At 71.2% G+C, this 16,632-nt stretch carries 16 protein-coding genes; 13 read left to right on the top strand and 3 right to left on the bottom strand.

The genetic code is table 11. The features are described 5' to 3' along the window. Nucleotides 1-3: 3 nt before the first annotated feature. Entirely contained in the window at nt 4-1,041 is a 1,038-nt protein-coding gene (locus AMK11_RS26245; protein WP_073730527.1) for a methyltransferase, read from the bottom strand. Nucleotides 1,042-1,380: 339 nt separating this feature from the next. After that, the gene (locus AMK11_RS26240) at nt 1,381-2,862 is read right to left on the bottom strand and encodes a DHA2 family efflux MFS transporter permease subunit (RefSeq protein ID WP_073730526.1); all 1,482 of its coding nucleotides are present in this window, start codon (nt 2,860-2,862) and stop codon (nt 1,381-1,383) included. A gap of 139 nt (nt 2,863-3,001) precedes the next feature. On the opposite strand from AMK11_RS26240, the gene AMK11_RS26235 reads away from it, so the two are divergent. The 13 genes from AMK11_RS26235 to AMK11_RS26175 all read left to right on the top strand — a co-directional run bounded on the left by AMK11_RS26235 (nt 3,002) and on the right by AMK11_RS26175 (nt 15,434). Next, on the top strand, nt 3,002-3,679 hold the full coding sequence (locus AMK11_RS26235; RefSeq protein WP_073730525.1) for a TetR/AcrR family transcriptional regulator: 678 nt from the start codon (nt 3,002-3,004) through the stop codon (nt 3,677-3,679). Nucleotides 3,680-3,889: 210 nt separating this feature from the next. Beyond that, nucleotides 3,890-5,101 (top strand): cytochrome P450, encoded by a 1,212-nt coding sequence (locus AMK11_RS26230; RefSeq protein WP_073730524.1) that lies wholly within the window; start codon nt 3,890-3,892, stop codon nt 5,099-5,101. 5 nt (nt 5,102-5,106) lie between these two features. Continuing rightward, nucleotides 5,107-5,313: a ferredoxin gene (locus AMK11_RS26225; RefSeq protein ID WP_073730523.1), complete on the top strand. Its 207-nt coding sequence runs from the start codon at nt 5,107-5,109 to the stop codon at nt 5,311-5,313. Between the two features lie 69 nt (nt 5,314-5,382). Further along, complete coding sequence (locus AMK11_RS26220) at nt 5,383-6,612, top strand: acyltransferase family protein (protein ID WP_143194599.1); 1,230 nt, start codon at nt 5,383-5,385, stop codon at nt 6,610-6,612. A 5-nt stretch (nt 6,613-6,617) separates the two neighbouring features. Further along, nucleotides 6,618-7,247, top strand: coding sequence for a hypothetical protein (locus tag AMK11_RS26215; protein ID WP_073730701.1), 630 nt, complete (start codon nt 6,618-6,620; stop codon nt 7,245-7,247). Then, a complete protein-coding gene (locus AMK11_RS26210) occupies nt 7,244-8,947 on the top strand; it encodes a GH3 family domain-containing protein (RefSeq protein WP_073730521.1) in 1,704 nt (567 codons plus the stop codon). Before AMK11_RS26215 ends, AMK11_RS26210 begins: the two co-directional genes overlap by 4 nt. Next, on the top strand, nt 8,940-9,815 hold the full coding sequence (locus AMK11_RS26205; RefSeq protein WP_073730520.1) for an SAM-dependent methyltransferase: 876 nt from the start codon (nt 8,940-8,942) through the stop codon (nt 9,813-9,815). Before AMK11_RS26210 ends, AMK11_RS26205 begins: the two co-directional genes overlap by 8 nt. After that, nucleotides 9,812-11,278 carry an FAD-dependent oxidoreductase gene (locus tag AMK11_RS38775; protein WP_073730519.1) on the top strand — a complete coding sequence of 489 codons (1,467 nt, stop codon included), beginning with the start codon at nt 9,812-9,814 and terminating at the stop codon, nt 11,276-11,278. The genes AMK11_RS26205 and AMK11_RS38775 overlap by 4 nt, the downstream gene beginning before the upstream one ends. A 2-nt stretch (nt 11,279-11,280) precedes the next feature. Beyond that, nucleotides 11,281-12,402, top strand: coding sequence for a hypothetical protein (locus AMK11_RS26195; RefSeq protein ID WP_073730518.1), 1,122 nt, complete (start codon nt 11,281-11,283; stop codon nt 12,400-12,402). Beyond that, nucleotides 12,399-13,160, top strand: a complete 762-nt coding sequence (locus tag AMK11_RS26190; RefSeq protein ID WP_073730517.1) for a DUF6182 family protein — start codon at nt 12,399-12,401, stop codon at nt 13,158-13,160. Before AMK11_RS26195 ends, AMK11_RS26190 begins: the two co-directional genes overlap by 4 nt. A gap of 2 nt (nt 13,161-13,162) precedes the next feature. After that, nucleotides 13,163-13,795 (top strand): LysR substrate-binding domain-containing protein, encoded by a 633-nt coding sequence (locus AMK11_RS26185; protein WP_198941464.1) that lies wholly within the window; start codon nt 13,163-13,165, stop codon nt 13,793-13,795. Beyond that, entirely contained in the window at nt 13,792-14,574 is a 783-nt protein-coding gene (locus AMK11_RS26180) for an alpha/beta fold hydrolase (protein ID WP_073730515.1), read from the top strand. The genes AMK11_RS26185 and AMK11_RS26180 overlap by 4 nt, the downstream gene beginning before the upstream one ends. Beyond that, complete coding sequence (locus AMK11_RS26175) at nt 14,568-15,434, top strand: class I SAM-dependent methyltransferase (RefSeq protein ID WP_073730514.1); 867 nt, start codon at nt 14,568-14,570, stop codon at nt 15,432-15,434. Before AMK11_RS26180 ends, AMK11_RS26175 begins: the two co-directional genes overlap by 7 nt. On the opposite strand, the gene AMK11_RS26170 is transcribed toward AMK11_RS26175, so the two are convergent. Beyond that, nucleotides 15,417-16,631, bottom strand: a complete 1,215-nt coding sequence (locus tag AMK11_RS26170; protein ID WP_073730513.1) for a cytochrome P450 — start codon at nt 16,629-16,631, stop codon at nt 15,417-15,419. The two genes, AMK11_RS26175 and AMK11_RS26170, sit on opposite strands and share 18 nt — an antisense overlap. Nucleotide 16,632 lies beyond the last annotated feature (1 nt).

Here is a 16,632-nt window from a genome sequence, read left to right as displayed (position 1 = left end):
GGGTCAACGGTCCTTGTGACCGATGATCAGGACATCGTCCTGGGAGTTGGCGAGGCCTACGGTCTCGGGGCGGAAGCCGGCCTCCTTCAGCCAGCCGTGGCAGTCCTCGACCGAGTACTCGTGGCCGCCGGCCGACCAGACGAGCATGCTGAGGCTCGCCATCACGGCGAACAGCGGCGGGGTGTCGTCGCTCACCATGGGGTCGTAGATGATCACGGCCCCGCCGGGGCGCACCGCGTCGTAGGCGCTCCGCAGCAGCTTGAGGCGGTCTTCCGTTCCCCAGTTGTGCAGGATGTGACCGAAGATCAGCGCGTCGGCTCCGGGCAGCGGGTCGCTGAAGAAGTCGCCGCCGTGGAAGGTGATCGGTTCGACGGGCGCGAGGGCCGCCATGTGCTTGTCGAAGGCGCGGGCGAGTTGGGGCAGATCGAAGACGCCCGCCTTCAAGTGCGGGTGTGCGCAGGCGAGGTGGTGCGCCAGGTTGCCCCGGGCGCCGCCGACGTCGACGAAGGACTCGTACCGGCTCCAGTCGAGGGCCGCGACGCGGGCCGCGATCGGGGTGTTGAACATGTCCATGCTGGCGAGGAAGGAGTCGGTGGCCTCCTCGTCGGCGTAGAGCGAGTGGTAGGGATTGCTGCCTGCGACGGCCGCAGCGTTGTGCGGCTTTCCGGTACGCAGCGACTGGCCGAGGCCGTCCCACGCCGGATTCAGTTCGCGGTCGCAGAACTGGAGGTAGCCACCGATGAATTCGGGGCGGCCGCGCACCAGGAACCGTTCCGCGGCCGGGGAGTTGCGGTACCGTCCGTCCTGCGATTCGAGTAGACCCAGGCCGGCCAGGGCGAGGAAGAAGTCGCCGGCGCCGGGCATCACGTAGCCGAGGCGCTCGCTGAGCTCGGCCGCCGTGGCCGAAGTGCCCGAGAGCTGGGTGAACAGGTCGGATTCGGTCGCGGTGATGAGCATCCTGGTCTGCCAGTAGCCGGACAGAATTCCCATGACCTGGCCCGGGTCGGGCTGCTGAGAATCCTGGGGGTTCGTTGCGTTCATGGGCCCGGCTCCTCCTGGGAACAGAAATTCGGGAAGTCTTTGCCCTCTCATTCTCGACGGCTTCCGTCGGGTGACCAATAGCCCTTGCTCCAGGGCTTCTTGAAAGAACATCAGAGGTTTCCCCGGAAATGCCCGGTGAAAGTCAGGGCAATGTCAGGATTGCGTCAGAAGGCGTGGTGGGAGGGGCGGCGGGACGGACCGCACGACGTCAGCCCCGTACCGGCATCGAAACCGGTACGGGGCGGAAAACGCGTCGACCCCGCGCCAGGTACGGGGGATGAAGACCTGGCGCGGGGGCTGGGGGGAGACGAGGTCCGGCTCGCGAGTCCGGAGTCCGCCTCAGCGGGACGCGGAGGCGTCGACGGACGGTTGGCCGGGGGCGCTCTGCGGCTCGTCGTCGGGCGGCCCGACAGCAGTCGGCGTGGCCTCGATGCGCCCGGGCAGGAAGAGCGTGGCGACGAGCAGCACGGCGAGGGTGCCGATCGCGAACCAGTACACGCCGTGGATGCCCTTCATCACGTCGGTGTCGCCGATGGTCTTGAGGATGACGGTGACCAGGGCGATACCGATCGCCGCGCCCAGCTGGTTGAGCATGTAGAGCACGGAGCTGCCCTGCGGGACGAGGTGGCCGGGCAGGGTGCGGTAGAGCGCACCCATGGTCGGGGCGCCGACGAAACCAAGCCCGAGACCGACGACCAGCGCGGCGATCGAGGTCAACCACACGCTGGTGTCGGCACTGACCTGGGTGAGGCAGAACGCCCCGAGGACGGTGACGACGGCACCGCCCTGTGCCAGACCCCGGCTGCCCATCTTGTCACTGAGGCTGCCGGCCAGCGGCATGGCGAGGGCCGCGCCCAGACCGATCGGGGTGACCAGGAGTCCGGAGGCGAACGTGCCGAGGCCGTGTGCCTGCTGGTAGTAGAGGGGCAGGGCGAAGAGGCTCGCGAAGGTGGCGAGACCACTCAGCGTCATCACGGTCACGCTCGCGGTGAAGCTGGTGTTCTTGAACAGCCGCAGGTCGATCAGCGGCGGGGTGGAGCGGCGCTCCCGCAGCGCGTGGATGCCGTAGGCGAGCAGCATCACAACGCCGAGGATCAGCGGGGTCAGCACCTGCCAGGTGGCGAACGCGACGCGTTCGGCGGACTGCGTCATGGCGAGGACGAGCACCGCGAAGGCCGGGCCGAGCAGCGCGAGACCGATGACGTCGAGCCTGCTGAACGGCTCGTCGGAGCCGCGCGGCGGGTCGGCCGGCACGACCTTCACCGCGAGGAGCAGCGCGATCAGGCCCACAGGCAGGCTGAGCAGGAACATCCAGCGCCAGGACAGCCCCTCGAGGATGGCGCCGCCTGCGATCGGTCCGAGCACCGGCCCGAGGGAGAGGACGACACCCATCAGGCCCATGACGCGACCGGCCCGGGAGGGGCCCGCCGCACGGGCGAGGAGGACGAGCACGAGCGGGTCGAGGATGCCCGCGCCGACGCCCTGCACCGCCCGGAAGGCGATGAGGCTGCCGACGTCCCAGGCCAGGGCACAGGCGAGCGAGCCGCCGAGGAAGAGCAGCAGGCCGGTGATCCACATGCGCTTGCTGCCGAACCGGTCAACCGCCCACGAGGTGAACGGAATCATGGCGGTGACGGCCAGCAGGAAGCCGGTGGAGGCCCAGCCGATGGTGTTGAGAGACGTGTCGAACTCTTTGCTCAGGGGGTCGATCGCTACGGCCACCATCGTGCTGTTGAGGATGCCCAGCATCCCGCCCAGCAGGACAACGGCGATCAGCCGCACCAGCGCGGGTTCCAGACGGTCATCCCGTACTTGCGTCATCGCTTCTCCGGTTGAGTTCTCAGATCCATATTGAACCAGCGGGTTCAATCTAGTGATCCTCCTAGTCCGACGCAACCGCACTGTCCATAAATTTGAACCGGCCGGTTCAGCCAGACACACCCAGCGGTACGATGGCGGGGTGACCGGAGCGAGTACGACCACGGCGTCGAGGCCCAGGACCTCCCGAGGACGCATCGACAAGCGGCAGGCGATCCTGGACGCCGCGTTCACCGTGTTCGCCCGCGAGGGGTACTCGAACGCCTGCGTGAAGGAGATCGCGGCCGAGGCGAACGTCGCCAAGCCGACCGTCTACAACCACCTCAGCGACAAGGCGAACCTCTTCCGCAACGCGATCGAGGTGGCCGCGGAGACCGCGCAGGCCGAGAATCTCGCGGTCGTCGAGCAGCTCACCGAACCGGGCGACGACCTGCGGGCCTCGCTTCAGAACGTGGGACTGCGGCTGCTCCAGTGCTACTCGAGCGACCGCTCGTGGGCCCTCCGCCGCCTGCTCTACGCGGAGGTCGCCCGCTTCCCCGACCTGCTGGAGACCGTGCGCGGCGGCGGGACCAACCGTGTGACCGGGGCGCTTGCCGACCGGCTCGCGCGCCTCACACTCGACGGCCGGCTGCGGACGACCGACCCGACCCAGGCGGCGGAGCAGTTCATCGCGCTGCTGACCGGCCCGGTGGAGGCACGGTCGAAGTTCGGTACGGAGCAGCTCCCCGAGGAGGACCTGCGCGAGCTGGCGGAGGGCGCGGTCCGCACCTTCCTCAAGGCGTTCGGTGCCGAACCCGCGAGGGCCGTCGAAATGCAGTGATTGTCAAAGGTTTGCGAAGTCGACAAGGCGGCGTCAACTTCGTTGGCATCGGCCCGACACTCCCGGATAGCGTCACCATCCGTTCCCACCCCGCGCAACCCTGACCTGGTGCGCCGCGCCCGGCACGCGTCGTCGCGACGCGCCGGGCGCGCGGTGGGCGAACGTCCGTGAACGCCGGCAGAGTGCCGCTACATCCGGAGGTCCGCGCCGATGACTGCCACCGAGTCCGAAGCCCCCGCATTTCCCCTCGCCGCCACCGGGTGCCCGATGGACCCGCCACCGCTCCTCGGCGAGCTGCGCCGGGACAAACCCGTCACCCGCGTCACCCTCTGGGACGGCAGCCGGCCGTGGCTGGTGACCCGGCACGCCGACATCCGCGCGGCGCTGCGCGACCCCCGGCTGAGTTCCGACGTCCGCCGCCACGGCTTCCCGTTCCTCTCCGCCGCACAGGCCGAGGCGATCGGCGAGGCCCTCATCACCTTCGTACGGATGGATCCGCCCGAGCACACGGCACAACGCCGCATGCTTACCCAGGAGTTCATCGTCAAGCGCATGGAGGCCATGCGCGCCGAGATCGACGCCACTGTGGACGCTCTGCTCGACAGAATGACGGCGACCGCATCGCAGGCCGATCTGATGGAGGCCTTCGCGCTGCCGCTGCCCTCGATGGTCATCTGCCGGATGCTCGGCGTGCCGTACGAGGACCACGCCTACTTCCAAAAGCGCAGCCAGATGGTGCAGGACACCACGGCAGCGCCGCAGGACGTGAACACCGCGCTCGGCGAACTCGCCGAGTACCTCGTCCGGTTGGCCGGCGAGAAGGCGGAGAAGCCTGGCGACGACGTGATCAGCCGGCTCGTCGCCGAGCAGGAGACACCCGGTCGTCTCAGCCGCCACGAGGTCGCCGGGATGGCCCTGAACCTGCTCATCGCGGGCCACGAGACGACGGCCAACCAGATAGGCCTGGGCGTCCTCGCCCTGCAACAGCAGCCCGGGCAGTGGGAGAAGCTCGTCGCCGACCCCGAGCTGGTACCGGCCGCCGTGGAGGAGATCCTGCGACACCAGAGCATCGTCCCCACCGGACTCCAGCGGGTCGCCCGCGAGGACATGGAGATCGGCGGCACCGTCATCCGGGCCGGTGAGGGCGTACTGCTCCAGATCGGCGCCGCCAACCGGGATCCGGACGCCTTCGACGATCCCGACACTCTGGACATCGAGCGCAACGCGCACCGCCACATGGCTTTCGGCTTCGGTGTCCACCAGTGCCTGGGCCAGCCCTTGGCCCGTATCGAACTCCAGTCCGCGCTGGCCGGCCTGCTGCGTCGGCTGCCCGGCCTGAGGGTCGCCAAGCCGCTGGAGGAACTGGATTTCCGGCACGGCGGCAACATCTACGGGCTCTTCACGCTCCCGGTGGAGTGGTGAGCGGCATGGGCCTGTTGCTGAGCACCGACACCGACAAGTGCTGCAGCTCCGGACAGTGCGCCTCGGCGCTGCCGGAGATCTTCGACCAGGACGACACTGACGGCCGCGTGCTGCTGCTCGTCGAGCGTCCGTCCGCCGAGCTGACCCGCGAGGTGTACGCGGCCGTCGACTGCTGCCCGGCGGGGGCCATCACGGTACGGGAAGAGGCCTGACCCGTGACGAACCCCTCCGTCCCAGCCGTGAACGGGCGACCGGCCACCCGGCTCCCCACGCTCACCGGAATGCGCGGCATTTCGGCGCTGCTCGTCTTCTTCTTCCACATCTCGACCTCCGGCCTGTTCCACAGCACCGAGCTGAACCAGGACGTGCAGTTCGTGTTCAGCGCGGCGGGCGGGGTAGGCGTTTCCTTCTTCTTCGTCCTCAGCGGCTTCGTCCTCGCCTGGTCGGCACGGTCCGATGACACCAAGGGCCGGTTCTGGCGCAGGCGTTTCGCCAAGATCCTCCCCAACCACTTCGCGACCTGGGCCCTGGTGGTCCTGCTGATGGTCACCACCGGTATCGCGGCCTCCCCGTTCGAGACCGTGCCGCACCTCGACGACCTGGACGGCTGGCTGCCGAGCGTCGCAAGCCTCTTCCTCCTCCAGGCCTGGCTGCCGGAGGTCTCGTACTCGGTGGCGGGGAACCCAGTGAGCTGGACCCTCGCCTGCGAGATGCTCTTCTATCTGAGCTTCCCGTGGCTGATGCGCGCCCTGTCGAGGATCCGGCCGGAGCGCCTGTGGGGCTGGGCACTGGCCACCGTCGCGCTGATCGTCACGCTGCCTGCCGTGGTCCGGGCACTGCTGCCGGGGAAACCCTTGCTGCCCTGGGACCCAGCCGTCTCGTCCTGGCACCACTTCGCGATCTCGTTCTTCCCGCCGGTGCGGCTCCTCGAGTTCGCGCTCGGCATCCTGATGGCGCTGATCGTGCTCGGCGGGAAGTGGATTCGGCTCGGTGTCGCGCCCGCCTCCCTGCTGCTGCTCGCCGGCTATGTCACGGCGCTGTACGTGCCGTTGGAGTACGGCCTGGTGGCGGCGGCCGCCCTGCCGCTGGCGCTGCTGATCCCGGCGGCCGCCACGGCGGACGCCGAGGGCCGGACGGGCTTCCTCGGCGGCCGGATCATGGTGTGGACGGGCGAGGTCTCCTTCGCCTTCTACATGGTCCACATCGCGGTGATCGCGTACGGCCATCAGCTGATCGGCGGACGGGAGCGCACCTGGCCGGTGGCCGCGGGCTTCGCCCTGATGGCCGCGTTCTGTCTGTCGGCTCTGGTGCTCGCGTGGGTGCTGTACCGGACGGTGGAGGTACCTGCCATGCGCCGCTTCGGCCGGAGCCGGGTGCCCTCGCCCTCCCGGGCCGGGGCCGTGCCCGGCGCGGCGTCCGCCGCCGTCGTGCCCGCGCAGCGAGACGGGCACGGGTCCGCTCCGCCGAGGGACGAGCAGGGTACGCCTTCCTCGCCCGTGCTGCCCGGGTGACGGCCGTGCGCGACCGTCGCTTCTTCGTCCTGCTCGGACCGGACGGCGCGGGCAAGTCGAGTGCCATGACCGAGATAGCCGAACGATGGCCGCGGTGGCGGCTGCTGTCCACGGACAGCCGGTTCGTGGACGCCGAGCACGCGCTCATACCGGAACTCCGGCGCGGTGTCGTGCGGGACGTCCTGCCCGGTCTCGGCCGAACGTACTCCATGGACTTCCTGACCAGCCTGCTGCAGACGGCCGTGGTCCATCTCCGGGACCGGGTCGAGGCGCAGGACGCGCACACTCCGGTCCTGGTGGACTCCTACTACTACAAGATCCTCGCCAAGTGCCGGATCTTCGGGGCTCCTCACAACCCCATGTACACGTGGTGGCGTTCCTTCCCCCAGCCGGCCGGGGTGGTGTTCCTGGACGTCTCGCCGGAGACGGCGTGGCGGCGCAGCCGCGCCGGTGAGCTGCTCAATCCGCTGGAGTACCTGGGGGAGACCCCCGAGTGGTTCTCGTTCGAGAGCTATCAGAAGAGCCTGCGGAAACTACTCCTCGAAGAGGTGCGGCACCTGCCGGTGACCGTGATCGATCAACAGCCCGACCCCGCGCGGGCCGCGGAGGCCGTCATGGAGGTGATCTCCGCATGAGCGCGACGAGTGTGTGGACGCGTCCCGGGCACGGCGACCGCTACCGGGACCGGGTGTTCGCCGAACGCGACCGGCTCATCGGCGCCCTCGCCGACCTGCGCGGGCATCAGGACCGGGTGCTCGCGGATCTCCTCGCCTTCAACGCGGGAACGGAATTCGGACGGCGCCACGGTTTCGGCCGTATCCGTACGGTGGACGACTTCCGCGAGGCCGTTCCGGTGCAGGACTACGCGGCCCACGCGCCCCTGATCGAGCGCATGGCGGCCGGTGAGCCGAACCTGCTCTCCAGCGACACGCCGGTCGTCTTCTTCACCAGCAGTGGCAGCACCGGGGCGCACAAGAAGATCCCGGTCACCGCTCGCTTCATGCACACCACGTTCCTACCGTTCTACTACGCGGCCTGGGCTCCACTGATCGAGCAGGTTCCCGAGATACTGCGGCGGCCGGACGCGGTGCTCAACCTCAAGCACGACCCGCTCGGGGCGCCGCCGACGACTGCGAGTGGCCGGCCCCATGTCGGCGCCAGTCAGGTGGACTTCGGGTCGAGGTTCGGTGAACCGCTCGCCGCCGAGGTGGGCACCGGGGCGCCGTGGGCCACGCTGCCGGTGGAGGTCGCACCGGACGACCACCTGGAGAAGATGTATCTGCGGCTGCGGATGGCCGTGCAGAGCGATCTGCGCTCTCTCGTCGGCATCAACCCGGCGATGGTCGCAGCCGTCCCCCACCAGCTGAACCTGTGGTGGCCACGGATCGTCAAGGAACTCCGCGACGGCACCGTGGGAGGCGCCCCGCGTCTTCCGCCCGCCCCCGAGCGGGCCGCCGAGCTGGAGCGGCTCGCCGAATACTACGGAACGGTGCGGCCCGCGCAGGTGTGGCCGCGGATCGAGGCCCTGTTCGCCTGGACGACGGGGATGGCCTCGCTGTATCTGCCGGGCCTGCGGGAGGAGTTCGGAGTCGGTGTGCGAGCACTGCCCGCTCCGGTGGCCGCCTCGGAGGGTCCGGTGGGAGTGGCCCTGGACCGGCACGCCTCGGCGGGCAGCCTCGTGCCGACGGCGTCGCTGTACGAGTTCGTACCGGCCGACGAGGACCTGACGCCGGACGTGCGGACCCTGCTGCCCGAGGAGTTGGAGGCCGGACGCGACTACCACGTCGTCTTCAGCCATGTCGGCGGTTTCTACCGCTACGCGGTCGGTGACGTCGTCCGGGTGGTGGACGTCGCGGGCGGGGTGCCGCGCGTGGAGTACGCGGGCCGAGGCACCCGCTCCGACGCGGCCGGGGAACGGCTGCGCGACGCGCAGGTGATCCGGGCGCTGCGGAGCGCGCTGCGCGGCACCGGACTCGGGCTGCGCAACGCGGCCTGCCGGGTGGAGCCGGGACCCGGGGAGGTCCCACGCTACCGGTTCGCGGTCTCCCCCCGTACCCCTTGGTTCCCCGCGGAGACCGAACGCTTCGGCGAGCTGCTCGACGCCGCTCTCGGCAGGGAGTCCGCAGGATACGCGGCGGCGCGCCGGGAGGGCCGACTGGGCCCGGCCGTCCCGCAGTTGCTCGACGCATCCGCGTTCGACCGCGACTGGCACGCGTCCGTCGCCGCCGGGGTCCGGCCGACTCAGGTCAAGGACCGGCTGTTCCGGCAGGACGAAGCCCTGTGGCAGCGGCTGACCCGCACGAATGCCGTCCGAGGAGAGAGCGAAGATGACTGACCCGCTGAACCCCGTCGAGCGGACGGCGCTGCTGACGGCCGCGCTGCGTTCCGCCGAGACTCTGCGCGGGGACCGGCTGTACGAAGACCCCTACGCGGCACGACTGGTGGGTGACGTCGGTCCACGGCTGCTGGCCGAGCTACGGGCGGCGACGTTCCCCGCCGACCGGCCGCGCACGCTGCCGAGCACTCCCGACTACAACGCGATCCGCACACGGTTCTTCGACGAGTACCTCCAGCGGGCGGTGGCGGAGCGGGAGATGACGCAGATCGTGCTCGCCCCGGCGGGGATGGACTCGCGCGCCTACCGGCTGCCCTGGCCGGCGCACATCCGCTACTTCGAGGTCGACCGCCCCTCCGTCCTCACCTTCAAGGCCGACCGGCTGGGCGGCGTGGAGCCCCGGGCCGACCACCGCACGGTCGCGGTGGATCTGACTGCGGACGACTGGGAGAAGGAACTGATAGACGCCGGTTACAACCCGTCGCTGCCGTCGACCTGGCTGCTCGAAGGACTGCTCTACTACATTCCCGAGCCCGACGTGCACCGGATGCTGGAGCGGGTTGCGGCCATCTCCGCACCGGGCAGCCGGATCAGCGCCGACATCGTCAACAGGGCGGCTCTGACTTTGCCTCACATGCGAGCCCTGCTCGACATGTTCGCCAGGTGGGGCTGCCCGTGGGTGTTCGGCGAGGACGAGCCGGAGCAGCTGTTCGCGCGGCACGGCTTCGAAGTCCGGGCGGTGCAGCCGGGTGAGCCGGGAGCCGACTTCGGGCGGTGGCCCGACCCGGTGCCGCCCCGGGAGATCAGGGAGGTGCGCCGGGTCTTCTTCGTCGAGGGGCGGCGCACGGGAGGTCTCGGCCGGGCATGACGAGAACCGTCATCGTGGGAGGAAGCCTGACCGGCCTGGCCACGGCCCTGGCCCTCGGCGAGCGCGGTCACCGGGTGACCGTACTCGAACGGTCCGCGCCGCCGCCCGAGGGGCCGCCCGGCAAGGCCGCCGACGGCTGGGAGCGCCCGCTCGTCCCGCAGAGCCAGCAGTCGCACACTCTCACCTCGCTGGGGGTGAAGGTGCTGGCGGAGCGGGCGCCCGCGATCCTCGCCGACGCTCTGGCCGAGGGCGCGCGCATGCACGCGGTCGGGGACGCGGCACCGCCCTCGCTGTCGCGTTCCCCCGAGGCCGCGAACGATCCCGAGCTGCGCGCGCTGGCGGTCCGCCGGGCCACCCTCGAACTCTTGCTCCACGCGGCCGTACGGACCATGCCCGGGGTATCGCTGCGCCACGGCACCACGGTCCGGGGCCTGGTCGTTGCCCCGGCCGGACGCGCGGTCGCCGGGGTCCTCACGGACCGGGGTGAGCGGATTCCCGCCGAGACCGTCGTGGACGCGACCGGGCGGCGGGCCGAGCACCGACGCTGGCTGGAGGCCGCCGGGCTGCCCTCGGCGACCGACCTGACCGGGCCCACCGCGCTGCGCGTCTTCAGCCGCTTCTACCGGCTGCGCGACGCCACCGCGCCCGCGCCCGGCCCGCTGAACCGAGGCAATGCCGCGGGCGGGATCTGGGACCACTACGCGGCGGTGCTGCACCCCGCCGAAGACGGTGTCTTCGCCCTTTCCTTCGGCGTGCTCCCCGGCGACCCGGCCACCACGGCCCTGCGCGATGCCGGAGCCTTCACGGCCGCCGCTCGCCTCTCACCGTATGTGGCGCCCTGGCTGGAGCCGGGCGCCTCCGAGCCCCTCGCCCCGGTGCGGGTCATGACCGTGCCGCCGAATCTGCTGCGCGGGACGGTCACCGCCCGGCAGCGTCCGGTGCACGGGCTCTTCCCCGTGGGCGATGCCGCCTGCGTCACCGATCCGATCTTCGGGCGCGGAATGTCGCTGGCCTTCGCCCATGCCTTCCGGCTCGCGGACCTGCTCGACGCGGAGCCGCGGCCGGGCGATGCGCAGAGCGCCGGGGCGGTCGGCCTCGTCGACGAGCTGCTGCGTCCCTGGTTCGTCCACGACTCGGGCGAAGGAGTGGTGCGCCGCGTGCGCTGGCGTGCGGCCACGCGCGGCGCGGAGGCTCCCGCGCCCACTCCCGTTCCCCTTGCGGCGCCGGCCGGACGGGGCCGCCCGGCGCTGTCCGAGGTGGCGGCCGCGGCGACAACCGACGGCCTGGTGTGGCGGGGGCTGCACCGGGTCCTGATGAGTCTCGACCCGCCGGGCACGGTCTTCGACGACCCGGTGTTCCGCGAGCGGGTGCGGACCGCTCCCCCGGCGCGGCCCACGCCGGGGGTACGACCACCGAGCCGGGCGGAGCTCCTGGAGGCGCTGAACGCAGGGAAAGGAGCTTGAGCGTGCCGATCCCCCCGAAGGTGCTGATCGCACCCGTCACGGTGACCCCTTCCAAGCCTCTGACCCCGAGTCACCTCAAGGGCCTGCTGTGGGCGGACACCATGCACCGAGCGACGGCGCAGCTGGCCGAGGTGACCTTCCGCTACAGCCCGACGACCTACCACAGCACCGAACAGACCCTGGGTTTCTGGGAGTTCGTGGACCGAGTCGAGGGTGACACCGACTACTCGACGCACTCCGAGGAGCAGATCGGGGAGCTCTACGTCCGCTACCGGGCGGCGGACACCCGACCGGGCGCCGAGGCCCTGCGGCCCTACGCCGAGGCCGTCGAGCACGGCTGGGTCCACCCGGCCGGTGCCCGGGTCCTCCGGTTGTGGGCGGAGCACTACGCACGCCTCGGCATGCACGACCCCGGTCTCGAACGGCACCAGCCGCCGGGGCTCGGCCTGGAGGAGATGATCGAGCGGCTGCGCGGGGCGGGGCTCGGCATCGACCAGCGCCCGACGGGCGGTCCGGTGTACCTCGACGCCACCCGGTACGGGCTGCCGCTGCGCCGCATCGTGTCGTACGACGGCCGCCCCAACTATCTGGCCTGCGCACTGCGCGAACTGCTGCCGGTGGTCGCGGAGTTCGACGAGGTGGTGTTGCTGTACGACCGGGAGCTCGACCCCGACTACCAGCTCCTGGAGCGGGTACTGGCCGCGCACGGCCCGACGGTCCGACGGGTGCCGTTGGGCCGGGTACCCATCGACGGCAGGATCACCTCCGCCCGGCACGGCGGCTGGCAGGACCACTCGGCCGGGGCGCTGCTGGGTGCCGCGCTGCCGGATCACTCCCCCGAGGCGCTGCGGCTCGGCATGCGGCTGTACTTCATCGCCACGCTCGGTCCCGGGGACAAGCAGTCGTTCCGGCACGATCTGCTCCACCAGTCCCTCCGTCGCGCGGAGCGGATCCTGGCCCGGTCATGGGACGCGGCGGGGCCGCCGGCCCCGCCGCCGTCCGAGGCGGTGGGACGGCACCGACGCGACCACCTCCATGTCGACCCCTACCGGCTGACCACGTCCCTGCTCGGGCGGGGACGATCCGCACCCGATGTCACGCTGTTGAAGGAGGTGTATCTGTGACCGTCCGGTTCCTCTCCCCCGAGCTGCTGCTCGATCTCGCGGTGGAACGCGTCCGCTCCGCCCGGCCCGATCTGCCGGCGGGACTGGATCTGTCCACCCCGCGGGCGCTCCAGGAGGCGAAGGCCGCGCTCGCCGGGTCCGCGTCCGACGGGCTCGCGGAAGTCGCGGCCGTCTGTGTGGTGGACCGGTTCGACCTGCCTCGCTGGGTGAGCGACACCTGCGCGTTCGTCCTGTCGCTGCCGGAGGAGAGCCACGGCCCGTGGCGCCGTTCCTTCACCCGTACGATCCATCTCGCCGGACGGCCCGCGAACCTGGCGGGGCGGTTCGTCTTCGCTCATGTCGCCGCCGACGGCTCGGCCGCCTGGGCGGCCCCCGCGCCGGAACCCGCGACGTCGGGACTGCGGAGACTTCTGAAGACCTTCGAGGGCCGCCGCCCCTTGGCCGCCTGGGAGCCGACGACGCTCACGGTCCCGGACGGCCCCCGCGACAGGGCTCCTGGCCGGGCGCGGCGGCCGGTCCGGCGCGATCTCTACATCGCCACCAGCGGGGTGACGGTCGCCGACGCGCTCGTCCAGGTGAAGCACCTGGTCGCCGAGGCCGTGCTCGACCGGCTCATAGGGCCTGGCGACCGGCTCACCCTCCGTTCCCTGCCCCGGCTGACCGGCCTGCGGGTTCCCTTCGCTGCGCTCCGCGTCGACACCGACATTCACCGGCCGTACGAGCTCCAGGCGTTCGCCGGGCTCACCGAGGAGTTGTGACCGTGTCCCGAACATCCGCCACCGAGGCCCGACGGCTGCGCTTCGGCGTCCACGGTTCGTACCAGCTCGCCACGAATCTGCTCGCAGCGGTCCGGCACGATCCCGAACAGGTCACCTTCGTCCCGTACGACGTACGGGAGCCGTTCGCCGGTCTGCGGGCAGGCGACATCGACGTCATGATCGTGAAGTACGCCCTCCAGGAGCCGGACGTCGCCTTCAGCGCGACCGTCGCCTTCGACGGCAGGGCCGTGATCGTGGCCGAGGACCACCCGCTGGCGGCACGTGAGGCGGTGTCGGTCGAAGAGGTCGCCGACTACGACGCGTTCGACCGTCCCGGCACGTTCCCTCCGTACGTCTGGGACCAGGTCGTGCCGCCGACGACACCGCTGGGGCGGCCGATCCGCCGAGTACCCCGCATGACCACGATGGAGGAGACGGCGGCGATCCTGCGGCGGACCCGGGCCGTTCATCTGTCCTTCCGCTCCCTCGCGGCGGCCGCCCTGCCGGGGATCACCGTCGTCCCGGTGCACGACCTGCCGCCCGCCCCCGTGTCGCTCGCCTGGTTGCGGAACCGCAAACTTCCCGCGTTCGTACGGGAGTTCATTACCGAGGCGGAGAGGAGCGCGCAGCGATGAGTACCGAGCCCCCGCCCGTGGTCCTGTTGCACGCGCTGCCCTTCGACGCTTCCATGTGGCGGGAGCAGACCGCGGCACTCACCGCCCGGGGCCACCGCGTCCTCGCCCACGACCAGCGTGGTTTCGGGGGCACGAACCTCGGGGACGAGCCCCCGTCCCTGGACCTGGTCGCGGACGACGTCGCCCGAGCCATGGACGAGCGGGGCATGGACCGGGTGCTGCTCGCCGGCTGCTCGATGGGCGGGTACGTGGCGCTGGCCCTTCTCCGTCGCCACCCGGACCGGGTGCGAGCCCTCGCCCTGCTCAACACCAGGGGGACGGCGGACTCCGACGAGACCGCGGCCGGGCGTAAGGCGTTCGCCGAGCGGATCATGGACGGGGCCGTCCGCGGGGAGGTGGTCGCGGCGACCACTCCGCTGCTCCTCGGCGCCACCACCCGGGCCGAGCGGCCCGACATCCTGAACCGGGTCATGGCCGCCGCGCAGGCCGCGCCGCCCTCGGCGGTGGCCTGGGCGCAGCGCGCGATCGCCGCCCGGCCGGACGCGCTGGACGTGCTGCGGGCGACCGGGGTGCCTGCGGTCGTCGTCGCGGGTGAGGAGGACACTCTCGTCCCGTTGGACGAGGCGGCCGAGCTGGAACGGGCCCTGCCCCGGGGGCGTCTGGTTCCCGTTCCCCGGGCCGGGCACCTCCTGCCGCTGGAACGGCCGGACGTCGTCACGGAAATTTTGGTCGGCCTGGTGGAGGACCGCACGACGGACGAGAGGCGGACGGCATGGTGACGCAGGATCACAGCGCTTGGGGGTACACGAGCTCCACCGGGCTCGGATTCACCCACGAGGAGATCGTCGACGCCCACTTCGCGGCCTGCGCTCCCTCCTATCGCGCCGCCCTCGACGAGGTCGGCATCCGGCCGGGGTGGCACGTCCTGGACGCGGGGTGCGGCACCGGCGCCTTCCTGCCGTGGCTCGCCGAACTCGTCGGGCCAGGCGGAAAGGTGTCGGCGATCGATATCGCCGTGGAGAACGCGGCACTCGCGCGGGAGCGCGTGGAGCGGGCCGCCGCCCCGGGACCCGCGATCGAGGTCCGCCGGGGCGACCTGCTGGAACTTCCTTTTGCGGACGACACGTTCGACGCCGTCTGGTGTGCCAACACCACGCAGTACCTGAGCGACGAGGAACTGCACCGCGCCTTGCGGGAGCTGCGCCGGGTGGTCCGGCCGGGCGGCCTGGTCGCGGTCAAGGATCTGGACGCGAGCCTGATCACCGTACGCCCGGCGGACCCCTTCCTCTTCACGGACTTCTTCCGGCAGGCCTCGGCTTCCCCCGGTTACGCGCGGCAGCTGTTGCGCGGCCGCGACCTGTACCGGTGGCTGGTCGAGGTGGGCCTGGAGTCGGTTCGCGGGCGGACTCTACTCCTGGAGCATCGCGCTCCGCTGAAGCCGGCGGCGCGGCACTTCTACGGTCTCGCCTGTGCCCGGATCGCCCGGCAGGCGGTGGACCTGGGGTTCGAGGGCGATTGGCAGCCGTTCCTCGACCCCGCGGACCCGGACCATCCGCTGCTCCACCGACACGGGTACATCAGCGAGGGCAACACGGTCGCCGTGGGCGTCGTACCGGGAGAACTACCAGGTGACCGGTAGTTCACGGGGGCCGCGCACCGCGCGGTTCTCCGTCCAGACCACGTCGTCCGCCGGTACGGCGAGCCGCAGGCCGGGCAGACGACGGATCAGCGTCTCCAGGACGACCTGGAGCTCCAGCCGGGCCAGTGGGGCGCCGAGGCAGTGGTGCGGGCCGTGACCGAAGGTCACATGGGAGGCGTCCGCCCGGGAGAAGTCGAGCTCGTCGGGGTGGTCGAAGACGCTCTCGTCCCGGTTGGCGGAGGCGTTCTGCGCGACCACGGCGTCGCCGGCGCGGATCGTCCGCCCGCCGAGCTCGACGTCCTCGGTGGCGATACGGGTGAAGCCGAGACCGCCGACGCTCGCTTCGAGGGGTGTGAGCCTGAGCAGTTCCTCGACCGCTGCCGGGACGAGGGCCGGGTCGGCGACGAGAGCCTCCCAGCGCTCCCGGCGGCTGAGCAGGGTATAGACGAAGTTCCCGATCTCGCCGGCGGTCGTCTCCTGACCTGCGATCAGGAGATTGACGCCGAAGGTGACGAGCTCCTCCTCGCTCAGCCGGTCCCCCTCGTCACGGGCCAGCACCAGCTCGCCGAGCAGGTCGTCCCGCCCCTCCCGTCGACGTTCGGCGATCATCCGGGTCAGATAGGCGTCCAGGGCGTCGTCCGCCGCCTTGATGATCTCCGGGTCGTGGGCGGAGAGGGCGACCGACTGCTCGATCCACTCGCGGAACTTGTCCTGGTCGTCCAGCGGGATGCCCAGCACGTCGCAGATCACGGTCAGCGGCAGCGGCCAGGCGAGGGCGGAGACGAGGTCACCGGTCGACCCGTTCTCGGCCATGCGGTCGAGGAGTTCGTCGACCACCCGCTGGATGCTCTCGCGCCGGGACCTGACCCGGCGGACGGTGAAGGCACCCGCCACCAGGCGCCGGAGCCGGCTGTGCTCCGGGGGGTCCAGGCTGAGCAGGGAGGCATTCTGCTGGTCGGGCAACGGCAGGCTGCGCGCTATGTCGCGTCCGGCGGCCGCCGCCCGACTGAAGCGGGGGTCGGCCAGGACGGTCTTCACGTCCTCGTAGCGGGTGACGAGCCAGGCGTCGCCGCCGTAGGGCATGGTCACGCGGGTGACGGGGGTGTTCTTGCGGAGTTCGGCGTAGCGCGGGTCGAGATCGAGCCGCTCGGCGGTGAAGTCGGTGTGGGGAACCGGGCACGTGCTGCGGTCGGGCATC

It is taken from the genome of Streptomyces sp. CB02414, from assembly GCF_001905385.1.
In the GTDB taxonomy this organism is placed as follows: Bacteria; Actinomycetota; Actinomycetes; order Streptomycetales; family Streptomycetaceae; genus Streptomyces.
Note: the sequence above shows the minus strand (reverse complement) of the source record. Positions and strands in the feature narration are given on the sequence as shown.

Coding starts and splice junctions, on each gene's coding strand:
- AMK11_RS26245 (WP_073730527.1), bottom strand. CDS start 1,041: ATGAACGCAACGAACCCCCAGGATTCTCAGCAGCCCGACCCGGGCCAG.
- AMK11_RS26240 (WP_073730526.1), bottom strand. CDS start 2,862: ATGACGCAAGTACGGGATGACCGTCTGGAACCCGCGCTGGTGCGGCTG.
- AMK11_RS26230 (WP_073730524.1), top strand. CDS start 3,890: ATGACTGCCACCGAGTCCGAAGCCCCCGCATTTCCCCTCGCCGCCACC.
- AMK11_RS26225 (WP_073730523.1), top strand. CDS start 5,107: ATGGGCCTGTTGCTGAGCACCGACACCGACAAGTGCTGCAGCTCCGGA.
- AMK11_RS26220 (WP_143194599.1), top strand. CDS start 5,383: ATGCGCGGCATTTCGGCGCTGCTCGTCTTCTTCTTCCACATCTCGACC.
- AMK11_RS26210 (WP_073730521.1), top strand. CDS start 7,244: ATGAGCGCGACGAGTGTGTGGACGCGTCCCGGGCACGGCGACCGCTAC.
- AMK11_RS26205 (WP_073730520.1), top strand. CDS start 8,940: ATGACTGACCCGCTGAACCCCGTCGAGCGGACGGCGCTGCTGACGGCC.
- AMK11_RS38775 (WP_073730519.1), top strand. CDS start 9,812: ATGACGAGAACCGTCATCGTGGGAGGAAGCCTGACCGGCCTGGCCACG.
- AMK11_RS26180 (WP_073730515.1), top strand. CDS start 13,792: ATGAGTACCGAGCCCCCGCCCGTGGTCCTGTTGCACGCGCTGCCCTTC.
- AMK11_RS26175 (WP_073730514.1), top strand. CDS start 14,568: ATGGTGACGCAGGATCACAGCGCTTGGGGGTACACGAGCTCCACCGGG.
- AMK11_RS26170 (WP_073730513.1), bottom strand. CDS start 16,631: ATGCCCGACCGCAGCACGTGCCCGGTTCCCCACACCGACTTCACCGCC.